We start from the raw sequence: 22196 nt of genomic DNA on the forward strand, positions 1-22196 counted from the left end.
CGGGTCAGCGCGCTTATTCGCGCCAGAGAATATGGCACAGCTTGTGATCTTTCTCGCGGCACAGCAGCACGCGCGCGAAAACGTCGGTAATCGGCTCGCCGTCCGCTTCCCCCAGTCCAATCACCACCTCAGAGAAGAAGTCCGGGTTAAGATCGAAATCGACGTGCTCCTTCCAGTCTTCTGACGGATCGAACAGCTCGGCGCCGCCGCGCTCTTCAAACTGCAGGTTGAAAAGAATATTATCCGCCGGATCGAGGTTGTCGCCTGCCAGTTCAAGAAAAATGTCGTAAGCCTGTTCCAGCGTTTCGTCTTCGGTAAGGCGATTATTTAAATCCATGATCGGTCCTGTCTGCCCTGAGGCGCGTTGCAATTTCCGCTCGTTTTACAGTAAAGGGCTAAAGAAGTAAAACAGTCGTTCAACAATGCGCTGCCACCAGGCACGTTTTGACCAGCGTTTTCCATCCAGCAGACGCGAACGCGCAATATAGTCATCCTGCACGCAGGCTAAATCGCTGCCGAAGCCCGCGTCGTCCACCACCAGCGTAATTTCAAAATTGAGCCACAGGCTGCGCATATCGAGATTGACCGTGCCAACCAGGCTGAGCTGTCCATCCACCAGTACGCTCTTGGTGTGCAGCAAGCCGTCTTCAAACTGATAGATCCTGACGCCCGCCTCCAGCAGCTCGCTGAAAAAGGCGCGGCTCGCCCAGCCCACCAGCAGCGAATCGTTGTGGCGCGGCACGATAATGCTCACTTCGACGCCGCGCAGCGCCGCCGTGCAGATGGCGTGCAGCAGATCGTCGCTTGGTACAAAGTAGGGGGTGGTCATAATCAGCTGCTCGCGCGCCGAATAGACGGCGGTAAGCAGCGCCTGATGGATCATATCTTCCGGGAAGCCCGGCCCCGACGCGATGACCTGCACCGTATGGCCGCTCTCGCGTTCGAACGGCATAATATTGCCGTCGGGCGGCGGCGGCAGGATGCGCTTGCCGGTTTCAATCTCCCAGTCGCAGCTGTAGACGATGCCCATGGTGGTCGCGACCGGACCTTCCATCCTCGCCATCAGGTCGACCCACTGGCCGACGCCCGCATCCTGCTTAAAATAGCGCGGATCCACCAGGTTCATGCTGCCGGTATAGGCGATATAGTTATCGATCAGTACGACCTTGCGGTGCTGGCGCAGATCCATGCGGCGCAGAAACACGCGCAGCAGGCTGACCTGCAGCGCCTCCACCACATCAATGCCGGCATTGCGCATCATGCCGACCCAGGGGCTGCGGAAAAAGGTGACGCTGCCCGCCGAGTCGAGCATCAGGCGACAGTGTACGCCGCGCCGCGACGCCGCCATCAGGGACTCAGCGACTTCGTCCGCCAGCCCGCCGGGATGCCAGATATAGAACACCATCTCGATATTGTGGCGCGCCAGCTGGATATCGCGGATAAGCGCATGCATCACGTCGTCCGAACTGGTGAGCAGCTGCAGCTGATTGCCCTTTACGCCGGCGATGCCCTGGCGATTCTGGCAAAGCTGGAACAGCGAACGCGCTACGTCGCTGTGTTCGGTGGCAAAAATATGGCTACGCTGTTTCAGATCGCTCAGCCATTTCGCCGTCGCGGGCCACATGGTGCGCGCGCGCTCCGCACGCCGCTTCCCCAGATGGAGCTCGCCGAACGAGAGATACGCAATGATGCCCACCAGAGGCAGGATATAGATAATCAGCAGCCAGGCCATGGCGGACGTCACCGTGCGGCGCTTCATCAATATGCGTAGCGTGACGCCGGCAATCAGCAACCAGTAGCCAAACAGCAGCAACCAACTGATTAAAGTGTAAAAGGTGGTCATTAAGTGGACATCCCGTTCGCGCTTGGTCAGAGAAGTTTACGTGCTGGCAGGCGACAACGAAACCCCCAATCGCCGCCGGGATCGATAAGAGATCCGAGTTGGCATTAGCGTGGAGATCTTTATAATGCGGCCGCGTGATGTCGAAGCTGGAGAGAAGGTGATGAGAAAAAGCAGAAATGAAGTAGCGCGCTGGAGAATGTTGCGGCAGGCGCATCGCCGTCGCGCCCGCTGGCTGGAAGGTCAGTCGCGTCGCTACAGCCGGATCCATGCGATTCGTCATCAGCTGGCGCAGCAGCAGCGCCGTTCGATTCTGTTTATTACGCAGAATGCCTGACCAGAGCCGCCTCAAGGGCGGCTTTGTTTTATGCTGTTTTCATCCCTGTTCTTCACGAAAGGCTGACGTTTCGCCTTAAAGCTGGCGGGTAACCAGCACCACATTCACCAGCTGCGCCGCCGCGGCGATCACGATCATCATTACAATAAGCTGCTTTTTCTCTCTCCAGCCGTCACGGCGCCAGATCAGCAGCGCATTAACGATCAGCCCGATCGCCAGCACCAGTAGCGCAATCACCAGCCATTGCATAGCCTTCACTCCCTTCTGGAAAATAAAAAAGGCTTCAGCGCGGACGCGGAAGCCGTAGTGACAGCATCGGGCGAAGGATCAGAAGACGCGTTTGAAGGGCTTAACCGAGACGTTTTTGTAAACGCCGGCCGCGATGTAGGGATCCGCCTCTGCCCATGCCTGTGCCGCTTCCTGCGAACTGAACTCCGCGATGATAGCTGAACCGGTAAATCCGGCGACGCCAGGATCGTTGCTGTCGACAGCGGGCATCGGTCCGGCAATGACCAGGCGGCCTTCATCCTGCAGCAGCTGCAGGCGAGCCAGATGGGCAGGGCGCACCGAGGTGCGTTTTTCCAGAGAATCAGCGGTATCTTCGGCGTAGATGATGTACAGCACTTGAAAGCCCCCATTGGCTCATCATATTTTCGCAACACGGTAAGGGATCGGAAATAAGAGTGCAAACGAAAGATGGCCTAATGGATAAGGCGAAGCAGGCCTGGTTAAAAAACGGCGTTTTCTGACCATTTTCCGGCAGTTATTGAAACTGATTGCTATTTGCATTTAAAATCACAGCTTCATTCTCTGACTGCGACTGTTATGACCACGTTGACGATGCCCATTTTAAAACGTACGCCTGTTTCCGTGCTGCTCTCCGTTGTTCTGCACGGTTCAGTTATCGCCGGCATTCTCTATGCCTCGTTTCATCAGGTAATCAACGTACCCAGACTATCGCAGCCGATCAGCGTCAGCCTGGTCGCGCCGGAAGTGCAGCCTGAACCCGCGCCTGTCGTTGAGCAGCCGCAGCCGACGCCCCAGCCTGAGCCAGAACCCGTGCCGGAACCTCAGCCCGTACCGGAGCCGCCCAGGGCCGAGCCTGTGCCGATCCCGGTGCCGCAGCCGAAACCCAAACCAAAGCCCAAACCGAAACCGAAAGTGGAGCACAAGCGCGAGGTGAAACCGCGCCAGGAGGCGAAACCGCAGGCGAACCCGTTTAAACAGGACGCGCCGGCCAGCCAGACGAAGCCGACGACCGCGCCCAAAGCCAGTCCGGCCCCCACCTCCTCGCAGTCAACCTCGCAGGGGCCGAAGGCGATTAGCGTGGCGAAGCCGGGCTATCCTATGCGCGCGCAGGCGCTGCGCATTGAAGGGCGCGTGCAGGTGCAGTTTGACGTCGGCGACGACGGGCGGGTGGAAAATATCACCATTCTCTCCGCGCAGCCGCGCAATATGTTCGAGCGCGATGTTAAGCAGGCGATGAAGCAGTGGCGCTATCAGCCCGGCCGCCCCGGCAAAAATCTGAAGATGAATATCGTCTTCAGAATCAACGGCGGTTCCAGCATCGAATAAAAAAAAGCGGTCATCTGACCGCTTTTCACTACTCCGCCGGTTCGAGGTTCGCGCGTCCCGGCGGCAGCGGGCGCGATTTGCCTTCGCTATCCACGGCAACATAGATAAACACCGCCTCGGTAGCGCAGTAGGTCTGGCCAATCGGCTCCGATGACACCTTTTTAATCCACACCTCGACGTTGATGGTCATGGAACTGTTGCCGGTGCGGATGCAGCGCGCATGGCAGCTCACCACATCGCCGACCGCTACCGGCTTGAGAAATGACATGCCGTCAACGCGCACCGTTACGACGCGTCCCTCCGCGATCTCCTTCGCCAGAATGGCACCGCCCATATCCATCTGCGACATCAGCCAGCCGCCGAAAATATCGCCATTGGCGTTGGTGTCCGCCGGCATCGCCAGGGTACGCAACACCATTTCGCCTTGCGGCAGCTTATGTCTTTCGCCCATTGCTCGACTTCTTATGCAGGTGAAGGCGCGCTGCGCCCGTGAGGCCCGGTCTGTACTGTACCAGGCCGCGTTTATTTTTCTTCTTGTTGCGGCATCTGTCGCCAGATGTAGAGTCCGCTAAGCAGGGTAAACAGCAGGGTAAGTGCGGTCAGACCGAATACCTTAAAGTTAACCCAAAAGGCTTCGGGCAACCAAAACGCGACGTAGATATTTGCCAGGCCGCAGGCGAGGAAAAAGATCGCCCAGGCGACATTCAGACGGCGCCAGCTGCTTTCCGGCAGCTGGATCTCTTTGCCCAGCAGGCTTTTGATCAGCGGCTGCGCCATAAAGAACTGGCTGTAGAGCAGCGCCAGCGCAAACAGGCTGTAGATCACCGTGACTTTCCATTTAATAAACTCATCGTTATGGAAAACCAGCGTCAGGGTGCCGAATATCGCGACCAGGGCGAAGGTAAAAATGGTCATTTTTTCCAGCTTACGGTAGAGCACCCAGCTCACCACCAGCGCGAGGCCGGTCGCGACAATCAGCGCGCCAGACGCGACGAAAATGTCGTAAAGCTTATAGAAAATAAAGAAGACCACTAAGGGAAGGAAATCGAGTAACTGCTTCATAGTCATTCCAGTTCAGCGAAAACAACACAAAGCCGCGCGCCCCGCAGGGCGCAGCGTCCTTAACGAACCAGCATATAGAGCCGGAAGAGATAGATAATCAGCAGGGCGGAGATCAGGTTACCGATCGCCGTAATGGCGATGGCCAGCACGTTATCCGGCAGCGCCGTCAGCGAGGAGGAGGCGAACAGCAGCGCCATTTTCGCCAGCAGCCAGAGAATAATCGCCGGGGCGATGAGCCTGACATTTTTCCATGCCAGACGGCAGCTGGCGCGCATTGAGGCGAAAATACCGCTTTTTTCGCTCGCCAGTATTACCGGCGACAGCGACAGCAGGATCGCCAGCATAATGCCTGGCACCATCAGTACCATAAAGCCGAGCTGCACCACCAGGGTGATCAGAAAGGTTTGCAGCAGCAGCTTCGGCAGCAGCGGCGCGGACGCGCCGATGGCACGCAGCGCGCTGATGCGCTGTCCGGCGGAGACCATCGGGATCAGGCAGAGCATGCCGCCCAGCAGCAGCGTATTGCCGATCAGCGCAGAGAAGGTGCCGGCCGCAGAGGCGCGCAGCAGAATTCGCTGCTGCTCAGGCGACATATTTTGCACCAGCTCAAACAGCGAAGAGGCGCTGCTATCGCTCTGCTGGAGCTGGGCCAGCTGGTCGCCGCCTGGGGTAAAGGCGTGCACCAGAATGACCGTGATAAACGCCGTCAGTAACGACATCAGCACGATGGTCAGCAGCTGGTGGCGGAAAAAATTTCCTGTGTCACGGTATAACGAGCTTGCCGTGATAGACATGTACTCTCCTTGGTGGAACCGGGTTGATTAACCCGGCGATTGTACATGGTCTGGCCCGGCGCTGGCACCCGCAGCGCGATAACTTTCTGTCATGGAAGGTAAAGAAGGGTGAAAAAGAGGCGGTAGCCCATAGCGAGCGCGGGCGCGCTCGCAGGCTTCATTATAAATGCCGTTTTCGCCCGACATGGCAAATTCACGACAGGGTGACGGACGCTGCGCATAGATGCCGCAGGCGGTGCAGCCGCCCGGCTCGCCCTGCAGCGCCACGCAGCGCGGCTCGCGCGCGTTAGTGCCGCGCATATTGCGCATCAGCAGGCTTAACGGTTCGGTAAGGTCGACCGGAACGACGCCGCCGGCGTCATCGGCTTCGGCCCAGTAGAAAGAGACGCGGAAATGGGCGCAGCAGGCGCCGCAGGTCATGCAAGGATTTATGTTATCGCTCATTTGATCGCCCGCCACTCCTGAGGCATCGAACCAAAATCAACACGGAAAAAAATAAATTAATCATGCCGCTAACTTTCTTCAAGGGAAATTTCACCGCACTCTGCCGAGCTAAAATTGATCTGAATCAATTCATTGTTTTTTAAGCGCTTTATTGCGATTGATTAGGGTGCATTTTTTGCGAAATCACGCTAGAACGTTGTCCACAACGTCACACCATAATTCCCCCCGTTTTTTTTGTGCAAAGGAGTGATCATGAAACTGGCAAAATGCGCTTTATTACTGGCAATGACTCTGCCGCAACTGGCTCTGGCTCATGAAGCAGGCGATTTCTTTATGCGCGCGGGCAGCGCCACGGTTCGCCCCACCGAGGGTTCCGATAACGTGCTGGGCATGGGCGGCTTCGACGTCAGCAATAATACCCAGCTCGGCCTGACCTTTACCTGGATGGCCACCGACAATATCGGCGTCGAACTGCTCGCCGCGACGCCGTTCCGCCACAAGGTAGGCCTGGGCGCGACCGGCACCCTGGCGACGGTGCGTCAGCTGCCGCCGACCCTGATGGCGCAGTATTACTTCTTCGACAGCCAGAGCAAGGTGCGTCCCTACGTCGGCGTGGGTATCAACTACACCACCTTTTTCGACACGGACCTCAATCAGACCGGTCGTGATGCAGGGCTAAGCGATCTCAGCGTGAAAGATTCATGGGGCGTGGCCGGACAGGTCGGGCTCGACTATCAGATTAACCGCGACTGGATGCTGAACGCCTCGCTCTGGTATATGGATATCGACACGGAAGTGAAGTTTAAGGCGGGGGGCAAGCAGCAGAATATCGATACGCGCATCGATCCTTTTGTCTTCTTTTTCGGTGCCGGTTACCGCTTCTGATAAAAAAGGCCGCGAATCGCTCGCGGCCTTTTAGCTTCTGCGTTCAGGTTATTTTATCTGCATATTGTTCACAACAGACTTCACGCCCTTCACGGTACGGGTCACTTCTACCGCGCGGCTGGCCATCTGCGGCGAGCTGACAAAACCGCTCAGCTGCACGCGGCCCTTAAAGGTTTCCACGTTAATCTCGCGTGATTTGAGTTCATCGTCATTCAGTAGCTGTGCTTTGACTTTGGTGGTGATCACCGTGTCGTCGATATAACCGCCGGTGCCTTCTTCCTTCGCGGTAGGCGCGCAAGCGCTCAGCGTCAGCGCGACCACAACGGCGACCAGTGCGCCTGCAAGGACTTTAAACAGTTTCATTGCTTCTCTCCCTGTCTCGAACAAGATGCGCCGTTACCATAACGGCGCGCAAATCAAGTGTGGGCGGGAAAAGCGAAAGCGGCAACGTCGGGATGTAAAAAAGAGTGAAAAATCATGCTCCCTCAGCGGAGAGAGCATGAAAAGATCAGCGGGTGGCGGCTTTCAGGCTGCTGACGAAAGCGGTCAGTTTTGCCAGCATCTCTTCCGGCTGCGCATGGTGCTGCTCAATAATCTTCACGATAGCCGAGCCGGAGATCGCGCCCGCTGCGCCCGCGTCGAGCGCCTCTTTCACCTGCGCGGGTTCAGAGATGCCGAAACCCTGCAGCGGCGGCGCGGCGTTATACTCGCGCAGTTTGTCGATCAGGCGCTGCAGCGGCAGGCTGCTGGCGCGATTTTCCGCGCCGGTCACCCCTGCGCGCGACAGCAGATAGGTGTAGCCGCGGCCGTGGGAGGCGACTTCACGCAGCAGATCGTCGCTGGCGTTGGGCGGACAGATAAAGATCGGCGCGATGCCGTGGCGCAGCGCCGCCTGACGGAAAGGCGCCGACTCTTCCACCGGCACATCCGCCACCAGCACCGAGTCCACGCCCGCTTCAGCGCAGCGCGCATAGAAGGCGTCGATGCCGTTAGCGAACACCAGGTTGGCGTACATCAGCAGGCCGATGGGCAGATCGGGATATTTGCGACGCACGCTGCTGAGCAGCTCGAAGCACTGCGCGGTGGTGGTGCCAGCCGCGAAGGCGCGCAGGGTGGCGTTCTGAATGGTCGGGCCATCCGCCAGCGGATCGGAGAAGGGGATGCCCAGCTCCAGCGCGTCGGCGCCGCCGGCCACCAGCGCGTCGATGACCTGCAGCGACAGTGCGGGCGAGGGATCGCCCAGCGTGACGAAGGGCACGAAGGCGCCTTCTTTACTCGCCTGTAAACGCGTAAACAGCTGTTGATAACGCTCCATCAGATCTCTCCCTGCGCAGTCAGAATATCGTGAACGGTAAAGATGTCTTTATCGCCGCGGCCCGAAAGGTTAACCACCAGCAGCTGCTCTTTCTCCGGGTTCTCGCGGATCATCTTCAGCGCATGGGCAAGGGCGTGAGAAGACTCCAGCGCCGGAATAATGCCTTCCGCGCGGCAGAGTGCTTTAAAGGCGGCCAGCGCTTCATTGTCGGTAATCGACACATAGTCGGCGCGGCCGATGCTGTTAAGGTGCGCATGCTGCGGGCCGACAGAGGGGAAATCGAGCCCGGCGGAGATGGAGTAGGACTCTTCGATCTGACCCTCTTCGGTCTGCATCATCGGCGACTTCATGCCGAAATAGATGCCGACGCGGCCATGCTTGAGCGGCGCGCCGTGCTCGCCGGACTCAATGCCGTGTCCGGCCGGTTCGACGCCGATGAGGCCGACGCTCTCATCATTGATAAAGTCGGCGAACATGCCAATGGCGTTGGAGCCGCCGCCGACGCAGGCGATAACCGCATCCGGCAGGCGACCCTCTTTCTCCAGAATCTGCGCTTTGGTCTCTTCGCCGATCATACGCTGGAACTCCCGCACGATGGTCGGGAAGGGGTGCGGACCGGCGGCGGTGCCGAGCATATAGTGCGCGGTTTCATAGCTGCCGGACCAGTCGCGCAGCGCCTCGTTGCAGGCATCCTTCAGGGTGGCGGAGCCGCTGTGCACCGGGATCACCTCTGCGCCCATCAGACGCATGCGGAAGACGTTGGGCGACTGACGCTCCACATCTTTTGCGCCCATATAGATGCGGCACTTCATACCGAGCAGCGCACACGCCAGCGCCGAGGCGACGCCGTGCTGTCCCGCGCCGGTCTCGGCGATAATTTCGTTTTTACCCATGCGTTTCGCCAGCAGCGCCTGGCCCAGCACCTGGTTGGTTTTGTGCGCGCCGCCGTGCAGCAGATCTTCGCGCTTCAGGTAGAGGCGCGTTTTGGTGCCTTTGGTCAGGTTGCTGCAGAGGGTCAGCGCCGTCGGGCGGCCCGCATAGTTTTTCAGCAGGTCGGTGAATTCCGCCTGAAATGCCGGATCTTTCTGCGCCTCGACAAAAGCCGCTTCCAGCTGCTGCAGCGCCGGCATCAGGATTTGCGGCACATACATGCCGCCAAAGTCGCCAAAATAGGGGTTCAGTAAAGTCATGGTGATATCTTCCTTTTGGGCCCGCCGCAGCGGACCTGACAAATCAGTAGGCGCGCAGCGTGCGGAAAACCGCCGCGATTTTGCTGGCATCTTTAATGCCGGGCGCGCTTTCTACGCCGGAGTTGAAGTCGAGGCCCGCGCAGCCGAGGCGCGCCGCTTCGACGCAGTTATCCGCCCCCAGGCCGCCAGCAAGCAGCACATTACTTAACTCCTGGTCCTGCAGCAGCGACCAGTCAAAACGTTCGCCGCTGCCGCCGTTGCCGTTGTCAAAAACGTAGCGGTCGACGTGCGGCCAGTCCCGCGCGGGCAGCGCGCTTTGAATGCTCAGTGCTTTCCAGATGGCGACGGTGGCCGGAAGTGCGGCGCGCAGCTGCGCCACATAGTCGCGATCTTCGTCGCCGTGCAGCTGAACGGCGCTGAGCTGAAGGGTGTCGGCAAGCGTGACAACGTCACTGATGGCGGCATTGCGGAACACGCCCACGTAGCGCAGCGGCGCGCCCGCTATCACCTGCCGCGCCTGCGCTGCGTCGATGCGGCGCGGCGATCCTTCGGCGAAGATCAGGCCGCCGTGAAGCGCGCCAGCCTCAAAGGCAGCGCGCGCATCTTCCGCACGCGTCAGGCCGCACACTTTGTTGTCGCCCAGCAGCACGCGGCGCACCGCGCCCGCTAAATCGCGCTCTTCCATCAGCGCCGAGCCGATCAGAAAGCCGTTAGCGAAGTGGCTCAGCTCGCGCACCTGTGCATAGTTATGAATGCCCGATTCGCTGATCACCGTGACGCCGTGCGACAGGCGCGGCGCCAGCTGGCGCGTGCGGTTGAGATCGATCGACATATCGCGCAGATCGCGGTTATTGATGCCGACAACTTTCGCTTCCAGCGCAATGGCGCGCTCCAGCTCCGCTTCGTTGCTGACCTCGGTCAGCACGCCCATCTTCAGGCTGTGCGCCACGGCAGCCAGCTGGCGATACTCGTCATCACTCAGCACCGAGAGCATCAGCAGCACTGCGTCCGCCTGATAGTGGCGCGCCAGATAGATCTGATAAGGGTCGATAATAAAGTCTTTACACAGCACCGGCTGCGTGAGCGCCGCGCTGACGATCGGCAGAAAATCGAAGCTGCCCTGGAAATATTTCTCATCGGTCAGCACCGATACGGCAGAGGCGTAGTGGCGATAGATACCCGCAATAGCCGCCGGATCGAAATCTTCACGGATCAGCCCTTTAGAAGGGGATGCTTTCTTGCACTCCAGAATAAACACGGTGCGGGCACCCTGCAGCGCATGATAAAAGCTGCGAGAGGCGGGCTGCACGTCATTCTGAAAGGAGGCGAGCGGCTGCTGTGCCTTGCGCGCTTCAACCCACTGCGCTTTGTCCTGAACAATCTTCTCTAAAATTGTACCTTGCATGGTTATCCTCTTGCTGCCAGAGCGACAACGCGTTCATAGGCCTGTCCGCTGCGGATAGCCTGAAGCGCACGCTGCGCGTTTTCACGCAAATCTTCATGGCCGAACACTTTTAATAACATCGCCACGTTGACGGCGACCGCTTCCTCATGGGCCTGCTGGCCATTACCCTGAAGTAAACGCGTCAGAATGTCACGGTTTTCTTCCGGCGTGCCGCCCGCCAGCGCTTCCTTGGGATGGAAGCCGAAACCAAAGTCTTCCGGTGTGAGCTGATAGCGGGTGATCTCGCCGTCGCGCAGCTCGGCAACGTGGGTTTCGCTGTGCAGCGCCACCTCGTCCATGCCGCCGCCGTGTACCACCGCGGCGCGCTGGTAGCCCAGCACCTTCAGCGTCTGGGCGATCGGCAGCACCAGCTCGGGACTGTAGACGCCAATCACCGCCAGCGGCGGCCGCGCCGGATTGATCAGCGGGCCGAGCACGTTGAACAGCGTGCGGGTTTTCAGCTGCTGGCGCACCGGCATGGCGTGGCGAAAGCCGGTGTGATACTGCGGCGCGAACAGGAAGCAGACGTTGAGATCGTCCAGCGCCGCGCGCGCCTGCTCAGCGGGCATATCCAGGCTGATGCCGAACGCCGCCAGCAGATCGGAGGAGCCCGACTTGCTGGAGACGCTGCGGTTGCCGTGCTTCGCCACTTTCAGCCCGCAGGTGGCAGCGACAAAGGCGCTGGCGGATGAGATATTGATGCTGTTGCTGCCGTCCCCGCCGGTGCCGACGATATCGGCAAAGGCGTAGTTCGGCCGCGGAAAAGGCCGGGCATCTTCCAGCAGCGCGCTGGCCGCACCGGCAATCTCCTGCGGCGATTCGCCGCGCACCTTCATGGCGATGAGCGCGGCGGCGAGCTGGGTGGGCTCCAGCTGGCCGGTAATAATAGCGCTGAACAGCTGATGGCTTTCGCCCTGAGTCAGCGACTGCGCCTGATAAAGTTTTTCCAGGATGGCATGCATGATCATTCTCCCTGTGATGTCGCCAGCGCCCAGGCCAGCGTCTGCTCCAGCAGACGAGCGCCCTGAGTGGTCAGGATGGATTCCGGATGGAACTGGAAGCCGCAGACGCGATCGGCGTCGTGGCGTACCGCCATCACCATGCCGTTATAGCTGGCGTTAACCGTCAGCTCCGCCGGCGTATTGCTGCCCACCAGCGAGTGATAGCGCGCCACCGGCAGCGGATTGCTCAGCCCGGCGAACATCGCTTCGCCGTCGTGATTAACGGCCGAGGCTTTGCCGTGCAGGATCTCGCCCGCCTGGCCGACATGGCCGCCGTAGGCTTCGACAATCGCCTGGTGGCCGAGACAGATGCCGATAATCGGCAGGCGACCGCGCAGGGTCTGCAGCAGCTCCGGCATGCAGCCAGCATCCTTCGGCGCGCCCGGACCGGGTGACAGCATCAGCACCGGATTCTCCATGCGCTGCAGCCGTTCGGTCAGTACCGACGCCGGGACGTTGTTGCGATAGATCACCACGTTGTGGCCGAAGGCTCGCAGCTGGTCAACGAGGTTATAGGTAAAGGAGTCGATGTTATCGAGCAGCAGGATATCGGCCATCAGAAAATCTCCTTGCAGTGATGGGCGGTCGCGATGGCGCGCAGCACGGCGCGCGCTTTATTACGGCTTTCGTCCGCTTCGGCCTGTGGATTAGAGTCGAGCACCACGCCGGCACCCGCCTGCACCGTGGCGACGCCATCTTCCACCCAGGCAGAACGAATAACGATGCAGGTGTCGAGGTCGCCGCTGGCGGTAAAGTAGCCGACCGCGCCGCCGTAGCTGCCGCGGCGCGTGCCTTCCGCCGCGGCGATCAGCTGCATGGCGCGCACTTTCGGGGCGCCGCTCAGGGTGCCCATATTCATACAGGCGCGATAGGCGTGCAGCACGTCGAGGTCTTCGCGCAGCGTGCCGACCACGCGCGACACCAGATGCATCACGAAGGAGTAGCGGTCGACCTTGGTCAGATCGGCGACGTAGCGGCTGCCCGGCACGCAGATGCGCGCCAGATCGTTGCGCGCCAGGTCCACCAGCATCAGGTGTTCGGCCAGCTCTTTGTGATCGGTGCGCATCTCCAGCTCAATGCGGCTGTCGAGATCGCGATCCAGCGAGCCGTCGGCGTGTCGGCCGCGTGGGCGCGTGCCGGCGATCGGGTAGATCTCGATCTGGCGCGTGGTGGCGTCATACTTCAGCGAACTCTCCGGCGAGGCGCCGAACAGGGCGAAGTCGCGATCCTGCATAAAGAACATATAGGGGCTGGGGTTGCTGTTTTTCAGCGTCTCATAGGCGGCGAGCGGCGACGGGCAGGGCAGCGAAAAGCGGCGCGACGGCACCACCTGAAAAATTTCGCCGATGCGAATCGCTTCCTGCATTTGCCGTACGGTGTCGCAATAGTCTTCGTCGCTCTGGCTAAGGCTCAGCGTCATGCGCTCAACCTTCTGCACCGGCAGCGCCGGCGCGGGCTGCAGCATCTGACCGTGCAGCTGCTCGATACGGCTTTGCAGGCGCTGGAATTCGCTGGTGGAAGGGCAGAACAGGCTCGCCTGCAGCGTGGCGCTGCGCGTCTGGTGATCCAGCACCAGCAGCGTCTCCGCCAGATAGAAACAGTAGTCTGGGCAGCGCTGCTGATTCTCCAGCGCGGGCAGCGCTTCAAAGCCCGCCACCAGGTCATAAGCGAACAGGCCGCCGAGCAGCACCGCTTCGCGCGCATCCGCTGGCGCATTGACCAGCTGTGGAATAAGGCGCAGCGCGTCAAAAACCGACAGCGCCTGCAGGCGCGAATCTTCATCCTGCACCGCCTCGACGGACGGGAAGTGCAGCTCGCGGCCATCCGGGCGCGGTTCAATCTTAACGCTGTCGGGCAGTGCCGCATCGAGCAGCGGCAGCAGCGCGCGGCCGTTCTCGGAAAGGGCCTGCACCGTCACGCAGGATCCCAGCGCGCTGACCCGCAGAGCGCTGTCGACAATCAGCAGGCTCTTCAGATTCTGTTTGCTGTCGATATCCGCCGACTCGAGCAGCAGCGTTGCCGGACGTGCGCCGCATAACTGGTGAAATACTGCGGCCGGATCTTCGCGATAAGGCGCGGTCCCGGTAATCAACTTCACTGTAGGTTTCGCATTTGGCATGATGTTCTCTCTGAAATTCGCCTAAAAAAAAGCCCGCTTTAAGCGGGCTCCGGGTCTCTGCATCAGTTTACGCAAGAGGGACTGGACGTCGCCCGTCAGGGGAAACATCGCGCCACCAGCCTGCAGAAAGCATAAAAATCGTCGTCATGAGAGAGGACCCGTTTAGTTGTGAACTTGTGTACTAGTTAACGGGTTCAGGACATAAAAGTCAATACGCTTTTTCACCCGCGCATAAAATCGTTATCATGCTGGCCGCTTCAACGTTCAGCAGGAGTGCCATTTGAACGACATTGCCCGTTTTCCTCTTTATGATTTACATAGCCATACCCGCGCCTCTGACGGGCTACTGACGCCCGAGGCGCTGGTGCAGCGCGCCGTCGACATGCGCGTCGGCGTGCTGGCGATTACCGATCACGACAGCGTGGCGGGGGTTGCCGCAGCGCAGCGCGCCGTCAGCGAGCAGGCGCTGCCGCTGAAGGTGCTGGCGGGCGTGGAGGCATCGACGCTGTGGGAAAACCATGAGATTCATATCGTCGGGCTGAACATCGATATCAGCCACCCGGCGATGATCGCCTTTCTGGCGGAGCAGGCGCGCTGCCGTCAGGCGCGTGCGGCGCAGATCGCCGAGCGGCTGGAGAAGGCGCGCATCCCCGACGCGCTGGCGGGTGCGGCGCGGCTGGCGGATGGCGGCGTGATTACGCGCGGCCACTTCGCGCGCTTCTTAATTGAGCAGGGCAAAGCCGACACGGTGGCGCAGGTTTTCAAAAGCTATCTGGCGCGCGGCAAAACCGGCTATGTTCCGCCGCAATGGTGTACAATTAAACAAGCCATTGATGCCATTCACCATTCTGGCGGCTGCGCGGTGCTGGCGCACCCTGGCCGCTACGGTCTGTCGGCTAAATGGCTCAAGCGGCTAATCGCACATTTCCGCGAAGCGGGCGGCGACGCCATGGAAGTGGCGCAGTGTCAGCAGGCGCCAAATGAGCGCACGCAGCTGGCGCAGTACGCCCGCGACGCCGATCTGGCTGGATCGCAGGGTTCCGATTTTCACCAACCCTGTCCGTGGATTGAGCTGGGCCGCAAACTCTGGCTGCCGGCCGGCGTGGAGCCGGTATGGGAACGTTTCCCGGCGCTGGCGCCCGCAGGCTCTGACGCGGACAGGTGATACGAGGTTTGTTATGAGTCAACTGTTTCATATTCACCCGGACAATCCGCAGCCGCGCCTGGTTTCGCAGGCGGTCGACTACCTCAATAAGGGAGGCGTGATTGTCTATCCTACCGATTCCGGCTACGCGCTGGGCTGCCGTCTGGAAGAGAAAAACGCGCTGGAGCGCATCTGCCGCATTCGTCAGCTGGACGGCAATCACAACTTCACGCTGATGTGCCGCGATCTGTCGGAAATCTCCAACTATTCGCAGGTGGATAACAGCGCGTTTCGCCTGCTGAAAAACAACACGCCGGGCAGCTACACCTTTATCCTCAAGGCGACCAAGGTGGTGCCGCGTCGTCTGATGAACGATAAGCGCAAAACCATCGGGCTACGCGTGCCCTCTAACCCGATCGCGCTGGCGCTGCTGGAGGCACTCAACGAGCCGATGATGTCGACCTCGCTGATCCTGCCGGGCAACGATTTTACCGAATCGGACCCGGAAGATATTCAGCACAGCATCGGCAAGCTGGTCGATTTAATTATCGACGGCGGCACGCTGGGCCAGCAGCCGACAACGGTGGTCGATCTTACCAGCGATGCGCCCGCCATCATGCGCGAAGGCTCAGGCGATCCCCGCCCGTTCCTGTAGCAGCCTGGCTGTTCAGGCGCCGCTCTGCGGCGTCTGTTCAATATTCTGTTTCAGCCAGTTTTTAAAGTCGGAATAAGGGATATAAAGCGATACATCTTTTAATACCACTCTGCCGCTGCTGCTGCTTTTTATTTCGTCGCTAAAGCCCACAATTACGCCGCCCAGCGTATTATCCGCGTTATAGACCGCGCCGCCCGACATACCTTTTACTACGCCGGCATTTGACGCCATCGCCATACAGGGTTTTTTATTCCAGCTGTTGCGAATAGCGGTGCGCGCTAAATTACTGCCTGACGACTCGACCGGCATAGCGGAAATAAAACTGTAGCCGTACATTTTTACCGGATCGCCGATGGCACCGCTGCGGAATTTCGCCAGCGTGGTCGCGTCGTTTTTGTGGTAAATAATTGCCAGATCGCAATAGGGGTGATAAGCCTTAACGCGCTGCACGGCAAATTTCGCCACGTGTGCTGCCGTCAGACTATATTCAGGCGTGATGGGAATGCTGCTGCCCAGCGTGCCAAGGCCGAGAACCGTAGGAATGCCGGTGAAACTTAAGTCCACGTGCTGCATTGCCGTACGGCTGTATTCGGTATGGCCCACAGAGCAACCGCTTAAAGCCAGCGCAGCAAACGCCGGCCATAAGAACAGTTTTCTCATGGTGATTATCTTCATGCTGGCATGTCGGAAAATCCCTGGTGAAGACTTTTGACATGCAATTTCAGACTCATCATTGAGCCGTATTAACGCTGCATTTCCGGTAGCGCCGGTCTATTTTTTAAAGAAATCGCAAAGAGTAAGTTAAAATCTCGTTAATAACTTTCGCTGAAGCAACACTGTAAGATTAATAATACGAAAGTGATTGTTTGCGTTTCTGGCTCTGATTTTACCTGCAAATAATCGTCAAACAATCGATTAAGATTAATCTTAAAGAGAAATGTGAATAAATAGGGCCTTAAATCAATCTGCGGTTTTAAAGGCGGGTGTTAAGTGAATCAACGCTGTCATCGAGGCGTTGTTTAGCAAATTGTCAGAACAATTCACTGGCGGGGGTGGGGATGCCAGATGAAAAAATGCTGCGGGAAGAGAGATAAAGCTTAACGCTCTTTTAATTGTCCCGTATCTCTAATGGATCCCGTGCTAACGCCATATATTAGCGGCAGCAATCAGAGGCTGCGGCGGCTAAAAGCATTTTTGCTTCAGCAGGTTGGCGAAAATCCGCTCACCGCGCTGCCGCGCGGCAAATTAATCATTGCCGCGCGCAGAGGGCCGTTGCGGTTAACAAGGTCGGGTCAACGCCGCTGCCAGCTGTGATATTCCGCATTACGCCGTCCCGGCGCGGTCTCCGGCAGCCGCGCCAGCCCCGCCAGCGAAATCAGCCCCAGCACCCCCACATAGATCGCCAGTCCATACCAGTGGCCGTTCGTGACCTGCAGGATTTTTACCGCAGTCAGGCCAAGGATGCCGCTGCCGATTAACGAGCCGATTTGCCAGATTACGGCAATGCCGCTGCAGCGGATGTGGGTGGGAAACAGTTCGGGAAACCAGGACGCCTGCGGCGCGTAGCACATGCTGTGGCCCAGGGTCAGCGCCACGATCATGGCGATCTGCGTCAGCCAGTAGCTGTTTTGCTGCAGGGCGAGGAAAAAGGGCACGATTGACAGCACGATCAGCAGCGCACCCAGCAGAAAGACCGGTTTGCGACCGATGCGATCGGAAAGCGCGCCCATAAGCGGAATGGCGAAGATTTCCAGAATCACCGCCACGATCATGCTCTCCATCAGTACAGAGCTGTCGAGCTGATTCGCTTTGCCCCAGGCCAGGATAATCACCGTAAACAGCGCGAAAGCGCAGGCTTCAATCAGCTTTGCCGCTACGCCGTTGAGCACCAGGCCCGGCGAGGTCTGCATCACCTCTTTCAGCGGCCGCGATTCTGCCGCTTTGGTGGCGCGGATCTCGGCGAAAACCGGCGACTCGTCAATGCGCAGCCGAATAAACAGGCCGACGATCACCAGCAGGGCGCTCAGCAGAAAAGGCACGCGCCAGCCCCAGCTCATCATCTGATCCGCCGTCAGCAGCGCATTCAGGCTTGCGAACAGCGCCAGCGGCAGCAGAAAGCCGGTCGGCGCGCCAATCTGCACCCAGCTGGCAAAATAGCCGCGCCGCGCGGGCTGCGCATACTCCGCCGTCATCAGCACCGCACCCGCCTGCTCGCCGCCAACGCCGAAGCCCTGCAGCAGGCGGATAACGATCAAGGATACCGGCGCCCAGATACCGATGGTGGCGTAGGTCGGCAGTAGCCCGATGCAAAAGGTGCCCAGGCCAACGATCAAAATAGTGACCACCAGCGCTTTTTTACGGCCCACCTTATCGCCGATATGGCCGAAGATAATTCCGCCGATCGGCCGCGCCAGAAAGCCGACGGCGTAGGTGGCGAAGGCGGCCAGGGTGCTGACCAGCGGATTATCGCTGGGAAAGAAAAGGTGGCCGAAGAAGAGTACCGCAGCGGTGCCGTAGGCGAAAAAGTCATAATATTCCGCAGCGGTGCCGATGGCGGATGCGCTGGCAACCCGGCGTATTACGCTGTTGTTGTCGGCGCGCGCGGCGCTAGCGCGTGCAGACTGGCTGGAGAGAGAGGTCATATCAAGTCGCCTGTTAGTCAGAAGTGAGGCTACCATACAAGTCTGCATGCCGTTCTGTTGCGAAGAGGATCACAGTTGTTAAATAAGGTGCGCGGCGTCTATCCTGATTAAGCAGGTTACAAGTCGGTAAATTACAGGTATAATGGGCGGAATGTCATAACTTAAGTTATTGATTTTAAAGAAAATTAACCCAAATGACGCCTGGGAAGGCGACAGTGAGGCCGCTATGAGCGAAAAGTTACAGAAAGTCCTGGCACGTGCAGGCCACGGTTCCCGTCGTGAAATCGAAGCAAAAATCGCCGCCGGTCGCGTCAGTATCGATGGCAAACTCGCCACCCTGGGCGACCGCATTGAAAATGATAAATCCCTGAAAATCCGCATTGACGGCCATCTGGTCTCTATCGCCGAGTCGGCGACGGAAGTGTGCCGCGTGCTGGCCTACTATAAGCCTGAAGGCGAACTCTGCACCCGCAGCGACCCGGAAGGGCGCCCAACGGTGTTCGATCGTCTGCCGCGCCTGCGCGGCTCGCGCTGGATTGCGGTAGGGCGTCTTGACGTCAATACCTGCGGCCTGATGCTGTTTACTACCGACGGCGAGCTGGCGAACCGTCTGATGCACCCAAGCCGCGAAGTCGAGCGCGAATATGCCGTGCGCGTGTTTGGTCAGGTTGACGACGACAAAATCCGTCAGCTGAGCAAAGGGGTGCAGCTGGAGGATGGTCCGGCAGCCTTTAAAACGCTGCGCTTCGCCGGCGGCGAAGGGGTCAACCAGTGGTATAACGTTACCCTGACCGAAGGACGCAACCGCGAAGTGCGTCGCCTGTGGGAAGCGGTCGGCGTGCAGGTCAGCCGCCTGATGCGCGTGCGCTACGGCGATATCACCCTGCCGAAAGGCTTGCCGCGCGGCGGCTGGATGGAGATGGATCTGACGGCGGTGAACTATCTGCGCTCGCTGGTGGGGATGGATGACGAGACGGTCACCAAGCTGGCGGTGGAAAAAGATCGTCGCCGCACCAAGGCGAATCAGATCCGTCGCGCGGTTAAGCGCCACACGCAGGTAAGCGGCAGCGGTCGACGCAGCAGCAACGGCGGCGGCGGCAAACGCGGCTAATAAAAACGCAGCTCTCGGGCTGCGTTTTTTTTACCTACCAGTCGATGCCTTGCTGCGCCTGTATCCCGGCGTCAAAGGCGTGCTTAACCGGCCGCATTTCGGTGACGGTGTCCGCCCTCTCTGTCAGCGCGCGATGGCAGCCACGTCCGGTCAGGATAACGCTCTGGTGCGCCGGACGCGCGTCCAGCGCGCGCTCCAGTTCGTCCAGCGGCAGATAATCCATGCTCACCATATAGGTGATCTCGTCCAGCAGGACCAGATCCAGCGCCTCGTCCGCCAGCATGCGTCTGGCGTGCTGCCACACCGCCAGACAGGCCTCGGTGTCGGTTGCGCGGTTCTGCGTCTCCCAGGTAAAGCCGGTGGACATGACCTGAAACTCCACGCCGTGCTGCGACAGCAGATTGCGCTCGCCGTTGGGCCATTCGCCCTTGATAAACTGAATCACACCCACCTTTTTGCCGTGCCCGACGGCGCGCAGCGCGGTGCCGAAAGCGGCGGTGGTTTTGCCTTTGCCGTTGCCGGTAAAGACCATCAGGATACCGCGCGTTTCCGTAGCGGCGGCGATGCGCGCATCAACCTGCTCTTTCAGCCGCTGCTGCCGCTGCTGGTGGCGATCGTCGCGCATTACTCTGCCGCTCCGGGCTTGCGTCCGGGCTGCGCGTCGAAGCTGATGCCGCTTTTGCGGCGGCTGTCGTCGCCCATAACATAAAGGTAGAGCGGCATTAAGTCCGCTGGCGTTTTCAGCTTGCCGGCATCTTCCTGCGGAAAGGCGGAGGCGCGCATTTTGGTGCGCGTGCCGCCTGGGTTAATGCAGTTTACCCGCAGCGACTGATTCTTATACTCATCCGCCAGCACCTGCATCATGCCTTCGGTGGCGAACTTCGATACCGCATAGGCGCCCCAGCCCGCGCGGCCGGTGCGGCCAACGCTGGAGGTGGTGAAGACCAGCGAGCCGGCGCTCGACTTCAGCAGCAGCGGCAGCAGGGCCTGGGTCAGAAAGAAGGTGGCGTCGAGGTTGATTTTCATAACCTGCTGCCAGACCTGCGGATCCAGCTCGGCCAGCGGCACGATCTCGCCTAATATGCCGGCGTTGTGCAGCACGCCGTCGAGGCGCGGGAACTGCTGCGCCAGCCGATCGGCCAGCTGCTGACAGGATGCCGGGGTCGCCTGCGCCAGATCGAACACCAGGCAGTGCGCCGGGCGCAGGCCCAGCTGGGCGATTGCCTGCTGCGTTTGCTCCAGCCGCGGCAGATTGCGGCCCAGCAGAATGACTTCCGCGCCGTAGCGCGCATAGGTAATGGCGGCTTCCCGGCCGATGCCGTCTGAGGCGCCGGTGACGAGAATAATGCGGTTTTGCAGCAGGTCGCTTTTCGGTTGATAGTGCACGGCGATGTCCTTGAGCGCGTAAACGGGTTTTTGGCTTTATGCCTCAATTCGCCGCAGGGCGCAATCATCCTCAGGCGCTTTCTGTGCCGGCCGCTGGCATTTCAGGCGACGCGCGGCGCTAAACCCGGTAAACTCTCCGATCGGTGCTAATTCTCTGTTTAATAAGGCGGCAGAATGGATTTACTCTCCAGTTATGGATTATTTCTCGCTAAAGCGGTAACGGTGGTGGTCGCCGTCGCCGCCGTTGTGGCGATTATCGTCAACGCGGCGCTGCGCAAGCGCGGGCAGGCGGCCGGTCAGCTGCGGCTGACGCACCTGGGCGACGACTATCAGCAAATGAAGGACGATCTGCAGCTGGCTAAAATGAAGCCGCAGGTGCAGAAAGTGTGGTTGAAACAGCATAAGAAAGCGGAAAAGCAGAAGGTGAAAGCGGAGAAGCGCGCTGCGAAGCAGGGCGCTGTCGCCAGCCAGAAGCCGACGCTCTACGTGCTCGACTTTAAGGGCAGCATGGATGCCGGCGAAGTGGCCGCGCTGCGCGAAGAGGTCTCCGCCGTGCTGGCGGTGGCGGAAAAGGGCGACGAAGTGCTGCTGCGGCTGGAGAGCCCGGGCGGCGTAGTTCATGGCTATGGCCTGGCGGCGTCGCAGCTGCAGCGCCTGCGCGATCGCGGCCTGCGCCTGACGGCGGCGGTCGACAAGGTGGCCGCCAGCGGCGGCTACATGATGGCCTGCGTCGCTGACCGCATCGTAGCGGCGCCTTTCGCCATTCTCGGCTCTATCGGCGTGGTGGCGCAGATCCCTAACTTCAATCGTCTGCTCAAGCGCAACGATATCGACGTCGAGCTGCATACTGCCGGGCAGTACAAGCGTACCCTGACGCTGTTTGGTGAAAATACTGACGAGGGCCGCGAAAAGTTTCAGGAAGATCTTAATGAAACCCATCTGCTGTTTAAAGACTTTGTACACCAGATGCGTCCGTCACTCGATATCGACAAAGTCGCGACCGGCGAGCACTGGTATGGCCGACAGGCGATCGCGTTAAATCTTATCGACGATATCATCACCAGCGACGAGCTGATCATTAGCCAGATGGATCTCTTTAATGTGCTGGGCGTTCACTATGCGCGCCGCCGCAAGATGATCGACCGCGTGACCCACAGCGCCGGCTCGGTGGCAGAACGCCTGCTGATGAAGTGGTGGCAGCGCGGCGAGAAACCGCTGCTTTAGCAGGTTGTCAGGCTGACGCGAGCGGACT

The 22196-nt window shown here is 59.6% G+C and carries 24 protein-coding genes and 1 pseudogene; 7 read left to right on the forward strand and 18 right to left on the reverse strand.

The annotated features are described in order from the left end of the window. Positions 1-13: 13 nt before the first annotated feature. Both LB453_RS11125 and cls read right to left on the reverse strand, forming a co-directional pair. Positions 14-337 carry an HI1450 family dsDNA-mimic protein gene (locus LB453_RS11125; RefSeq protein WP_224481733.1) on the reverse strand — a complete coding sequence of 108 codons (324 nt, stop codon included), beginning with the start codon at positions 335-337 and terminating at the stop codon, positions 14-16. 45 nt (positions 338-382) lie between these two features. Beyond that, complete coding sequence (gene cls, locus LB453_RS11130; RefSeq protein ID WP_103795991.1) at positions 383-1843, reverse strand: cardiolipin synthase; 1461 nt, start codon at positions 1841-1843, stop codon at positions 383-385. Positions 1844-2003: 160 nt separating this feature from the next. Here cls and LB453_RS11135 point away from each other — a divergent pair, with 160 nt between their 5' ends. After that, positions 2004-2177, forward strand: a complete 174-nt coding sequence (locus LB453_RS11135) for a YciY family protein (RefSeq protein WP_146053829.1) — start codon at positions 2004-2006, stop codon at positions 2175-2177. 75 nt (positions 2178-2252) lie between these two features. On the opposite strand, the gene LB453_RS11140 is transcribed toward LB453_RS11135, so the two are convergent. Together LB453_RS11140 and LB453_RS11145 are read right to left on the reverse strand one after the other, a co-directional pair. Then, positions 2253-2426, reverse strand: coding sequence for a hypothetical protein (locus tag LB453_RS11140; RefSeq protein WP_199187321.1), 174 nt, complete (start codon positions 2424-2426; stop codon positions 2253-2255). Positions 2427-2504: 78 nt separating this feature from the next. After that, a complete protein-coding gene (locus LB453_RS11145; RefSeq protein WP_103795990.1) occupies positions 2505-2801 on the reverse strand; it encodes a YciI family protein in 297 nt (98 codons plus the stop codon). Positions 2802-3002: 201 nt separating this feature from the next. Here LB453_RS11145 and tonB point away from each other — a divergent pair, with 201 nt between their 5' ends. Continuing rightward, positions 3003-3752, forward strand: coding sequence for a TonB system transport protein TonB (gene tonB / locus LB453_RS11150; protein ID WP_103795989.1), 750 nt, complete (start codon positions 3003-3005; stop codon positions 3750-3752). A 28-nt stretch (positions 3753-3780) separates the two neighbouring features. Here the strand turns inward: tonB and yciA are convergent, their stop codons facing one another. From yciA to LB453_RS11170, 4 genes are all read right to left on the reverse strand, one after another. Further along, positions 3781-4203: an acyl-CoA thioester hydrolase YciA gene (gene yciA / locus LB453_RS11155; protein WP_103795988.1), complete on the reverse strand. Its 423-nt coding sequence runs from the start codon at positions 4201-4203 to the stop codon at positions 3781-3783. Between the two features lie 71 nt (positions 4204-4274). Continuing rightward, positions 4275-4814: a septation protein A gene (locus LB453_RS11160; protein WP_103795987.1), complete on the reverse strand. Its 540-nt coding sequence runs from the start codon at positions 4812-4814 to the stop codon at positions 4275-4277. Positions 4815-4873: 59 nt separating this feature from the next. Next, positions 4874-5608, reverse strand: a complete 735-nt coding sequence (locus LB453_RS11165; protein WP_103795986.1) for a YciC family protein — start codon at positions 5606-5608, stop codon at positions 4874-4876. Positions 5609-5635: 27 nt separating this feature from the next. Then, positions 5636-6052: a YkgJ family cysteine cluster protein gene (locus LB453_RS11170; RefSeq protein WP_103795985.1), complete on the reverse strand. Its 417-nt coding sequence runs from the start codon at positions 6050-6052 to the stop codon at positions 5636-5638. Positions 6053-6304: 252 nt separating this feature from the next. Between LB453_RS11170 and ompW the strand changes: the two genes are divergently transcribed. Continuing rightward, the gene (gene ompW / locus LB453_RS11175) at positions 6305-6937 is read left to right on the forward strand and encodes an outer membrane protein OmpW (RefSeq protein ID WP_103795984.1); all 633 of its coding nucleotides are present in this window, start codon (positions 6305-6307) and stop codon (positions 6935-6937) included. Positions 6938-6985: 48 nt separating this feature from the next. Here the strand turns inward: ompW and LB453_RS11180 are convergent, their stop codons facing one another. The 6 genes and pseudogenes from LB453_RS11180 to LB453_RS11205 form a co-directional block, all read right to left on the reverse strand. Further along, positions 6986-7300, reverse strand: a complete 315-nt coding sequence (locus LB453_RS11180) for a BON domain-containing protein (protein ID WP_103795983.1) — start codon at positions 7298-7300, stop codon at positions 6986-6988. Between the two features lie 145 nt (positions 7301-7445). After that, complete coding sequence (gene trpA, locus LB453_RS11185; protein ID WP_103795982.1) at positions 7446-8252, reverse strand: tryptophan synthase subunit alpha; 807 nt, start codon at positions 8250-8252, stop codon at positions 7446-7448. Next, positions 8252-9442 (reverse strand): tryptophan synthase subunit beta, encoded by a 1191-nt coding sequence (gene trpB, locus LB453_RS11190; RefSeq protein ID WP_103795981.1) that lies wholly within the window; start codon positions 9440-9442, stop codon positions 8252-8254. Before trpB ends, trpA begins: the two co-directional genes overlap by 1 nt. 43 nt (positions 9443-9485) lie before the next feature. Then, positions 9486-10847 carry a bifunctional indole-3-glycerol-phosphate synthase TrpC/phosphoribosylanthranilate isomerase TrpF gene (trpCF, locus tag LB453_RS11195; RefSeq protein WP_103795980.1) on the reverse strand — a complete coding sequence of 454 codons (1362 nt, stop codon included), beginning with the start codon at positions 10845-10847 and terminating at the stop codon, positions 9486-9488. Positions 10848-10849: 2 nt separating this feature from the next. Further along, positions 10850-12444: pseudogene (gene trpD / locus LB453_RS11200) on the reverse strand (bifunctional anthranilate synthase glutamate amidotransferase component TrpG/anthranilate phosphoribosyltransferase TrpD). Then, the gene (locus LB453_RS11205; protein WP_103795977.1) at positions 12444-14006 is read right to left on the reverse strand and encodes an anthranilate synthase component 1; all 1563 of its coding nucleotides are present in this window, start codon (positions 14004-14006) and stop codon (positions 12444-12446) included. The pseudogene trpD and the gene LB453_RS11205 overlap by 1 nt, the downstream one beginning before the upstream one ends. 280 nt (positions 14007-14286) lie before the next feature. On the opposite strand from LB453_RS11205, the gene rnm reads away from it, so the two are divergent. After that, positions 14287-15171, forward strand: a complete 885-nt coding sequence (rnm, locus tag LB453_RS11210; protein ID WP_103795976.1) for an RNase RNM — start codon at positions 14287-14289, stop codon at positions 15169-15171. A 13-nt stretch (positions 15172-15184) separates the two neighbouring features. Then, positions 15185-15805: an L-threonylcarbamoyladenylate synthase gene (locus LB453_RS11215; protein ID WP_103795975.1), complete on the forward strand. Its 621-nt coding sequence runs from the start codon at positions 15185-15187 to the stop codon at positions 15803-15805. 12 nt (positions 15806-15817) lie between these two features. On the opposite strand, the gene LB453_RS11220 is transcribed toward LB453_RS11215, so the two are convergent. Together LB453_RS11220 and LB453_RS11225 are read right to left on the reverse strand one after the other, a co-directional pair. Then, entirely contained in the window at positions 15818-16465 is a 648-nt protein-coding gene (locus LB453_RS11220) for a serine protease (protein ID WP_199187320.1), read from the reverse strand. Between the two features lie 632 nt (positions 16466-17097). After that, entirely contained in the window at positions 17098-18447 is a 1350-nt protein-coding gene (locus LB453_RS11225) for an MFS transporter (RefSeq protein ID WP_103795973.1), read from the reverse strand. 226 nt (positions 18448-18673) lie between these two features. On the opposite strand from LB453_RS11225, the gene rluB reads away from it, so the two are divergent. Next, a complete protein-coding gene (rluB, locus tag LB453_RS11230; RefSeq protein WP_103796183.1) occupies positions 18674-19558 on the forward strand; it encodes a 23S rRNA pseudouridine(2605) synthase RluB in 885 nt (294 codons plus the stop codon). 34 nt (positions 19559-19592) lie between these two features. On the opposite strand, the gene cobO is transcribed toward rluB, so the two are convergent. Beyond that, positions 19593-20183, reverse strand: coding sequence for a cob(I)yrinic acid a,c-diamide adenosyltransferase (gene cobO, locus LB453_RS11235; protein WP_103795972.1), 591 nt, complete (start codon positions 20181-20183; stop codon positions 19593-19595). Next, positions 20183-20944 carry a YciK family oxidoreductase gene (locus tag LB453_RS11240; RefSeq protein ID WP_103795971.1) on the reverse strand — a complete coding sequence of 254 codons (762 nt, stop codon included), beginning with the start codon at positions 20942-20944 and terminating at the stop codon, positions 20183-20185. Before LB453_RS11240 ends, cobO begins: the two co-directional genes overlap by 1 nt. A 174-nt stretch (positions 20945-21118) precedes the next feature. Here LB453_RS11240 and sohB point away from each other — a divergent pair, with 174 nt between their 5' ends. Beyond that, positions 21119-22168 carry a protease SohB gene (sohB, locus tag LB453_RS11245; protein ID WP_224481734.1) on the forward strand — a complete coding sequence of 350 codons (1050 nt, stop codon included), beginning with the start codon at positions 21119-21121 and terminating at the stop codon, positions 22166-22168. The last annotated feature ends 28 nt before the right edge of the window (positions 22169-22196 follow it).

The organism is Pantoea agglomerans (genome assembly GCF_020149765.1).
GTDB classification, from domain to species: domain Bacteria; phylum Pseudomonadota; class Gammaproteobacteria; order Enterobacterales; family Enterobacteriaceae; genus Pantoea; species Pantoea alvi.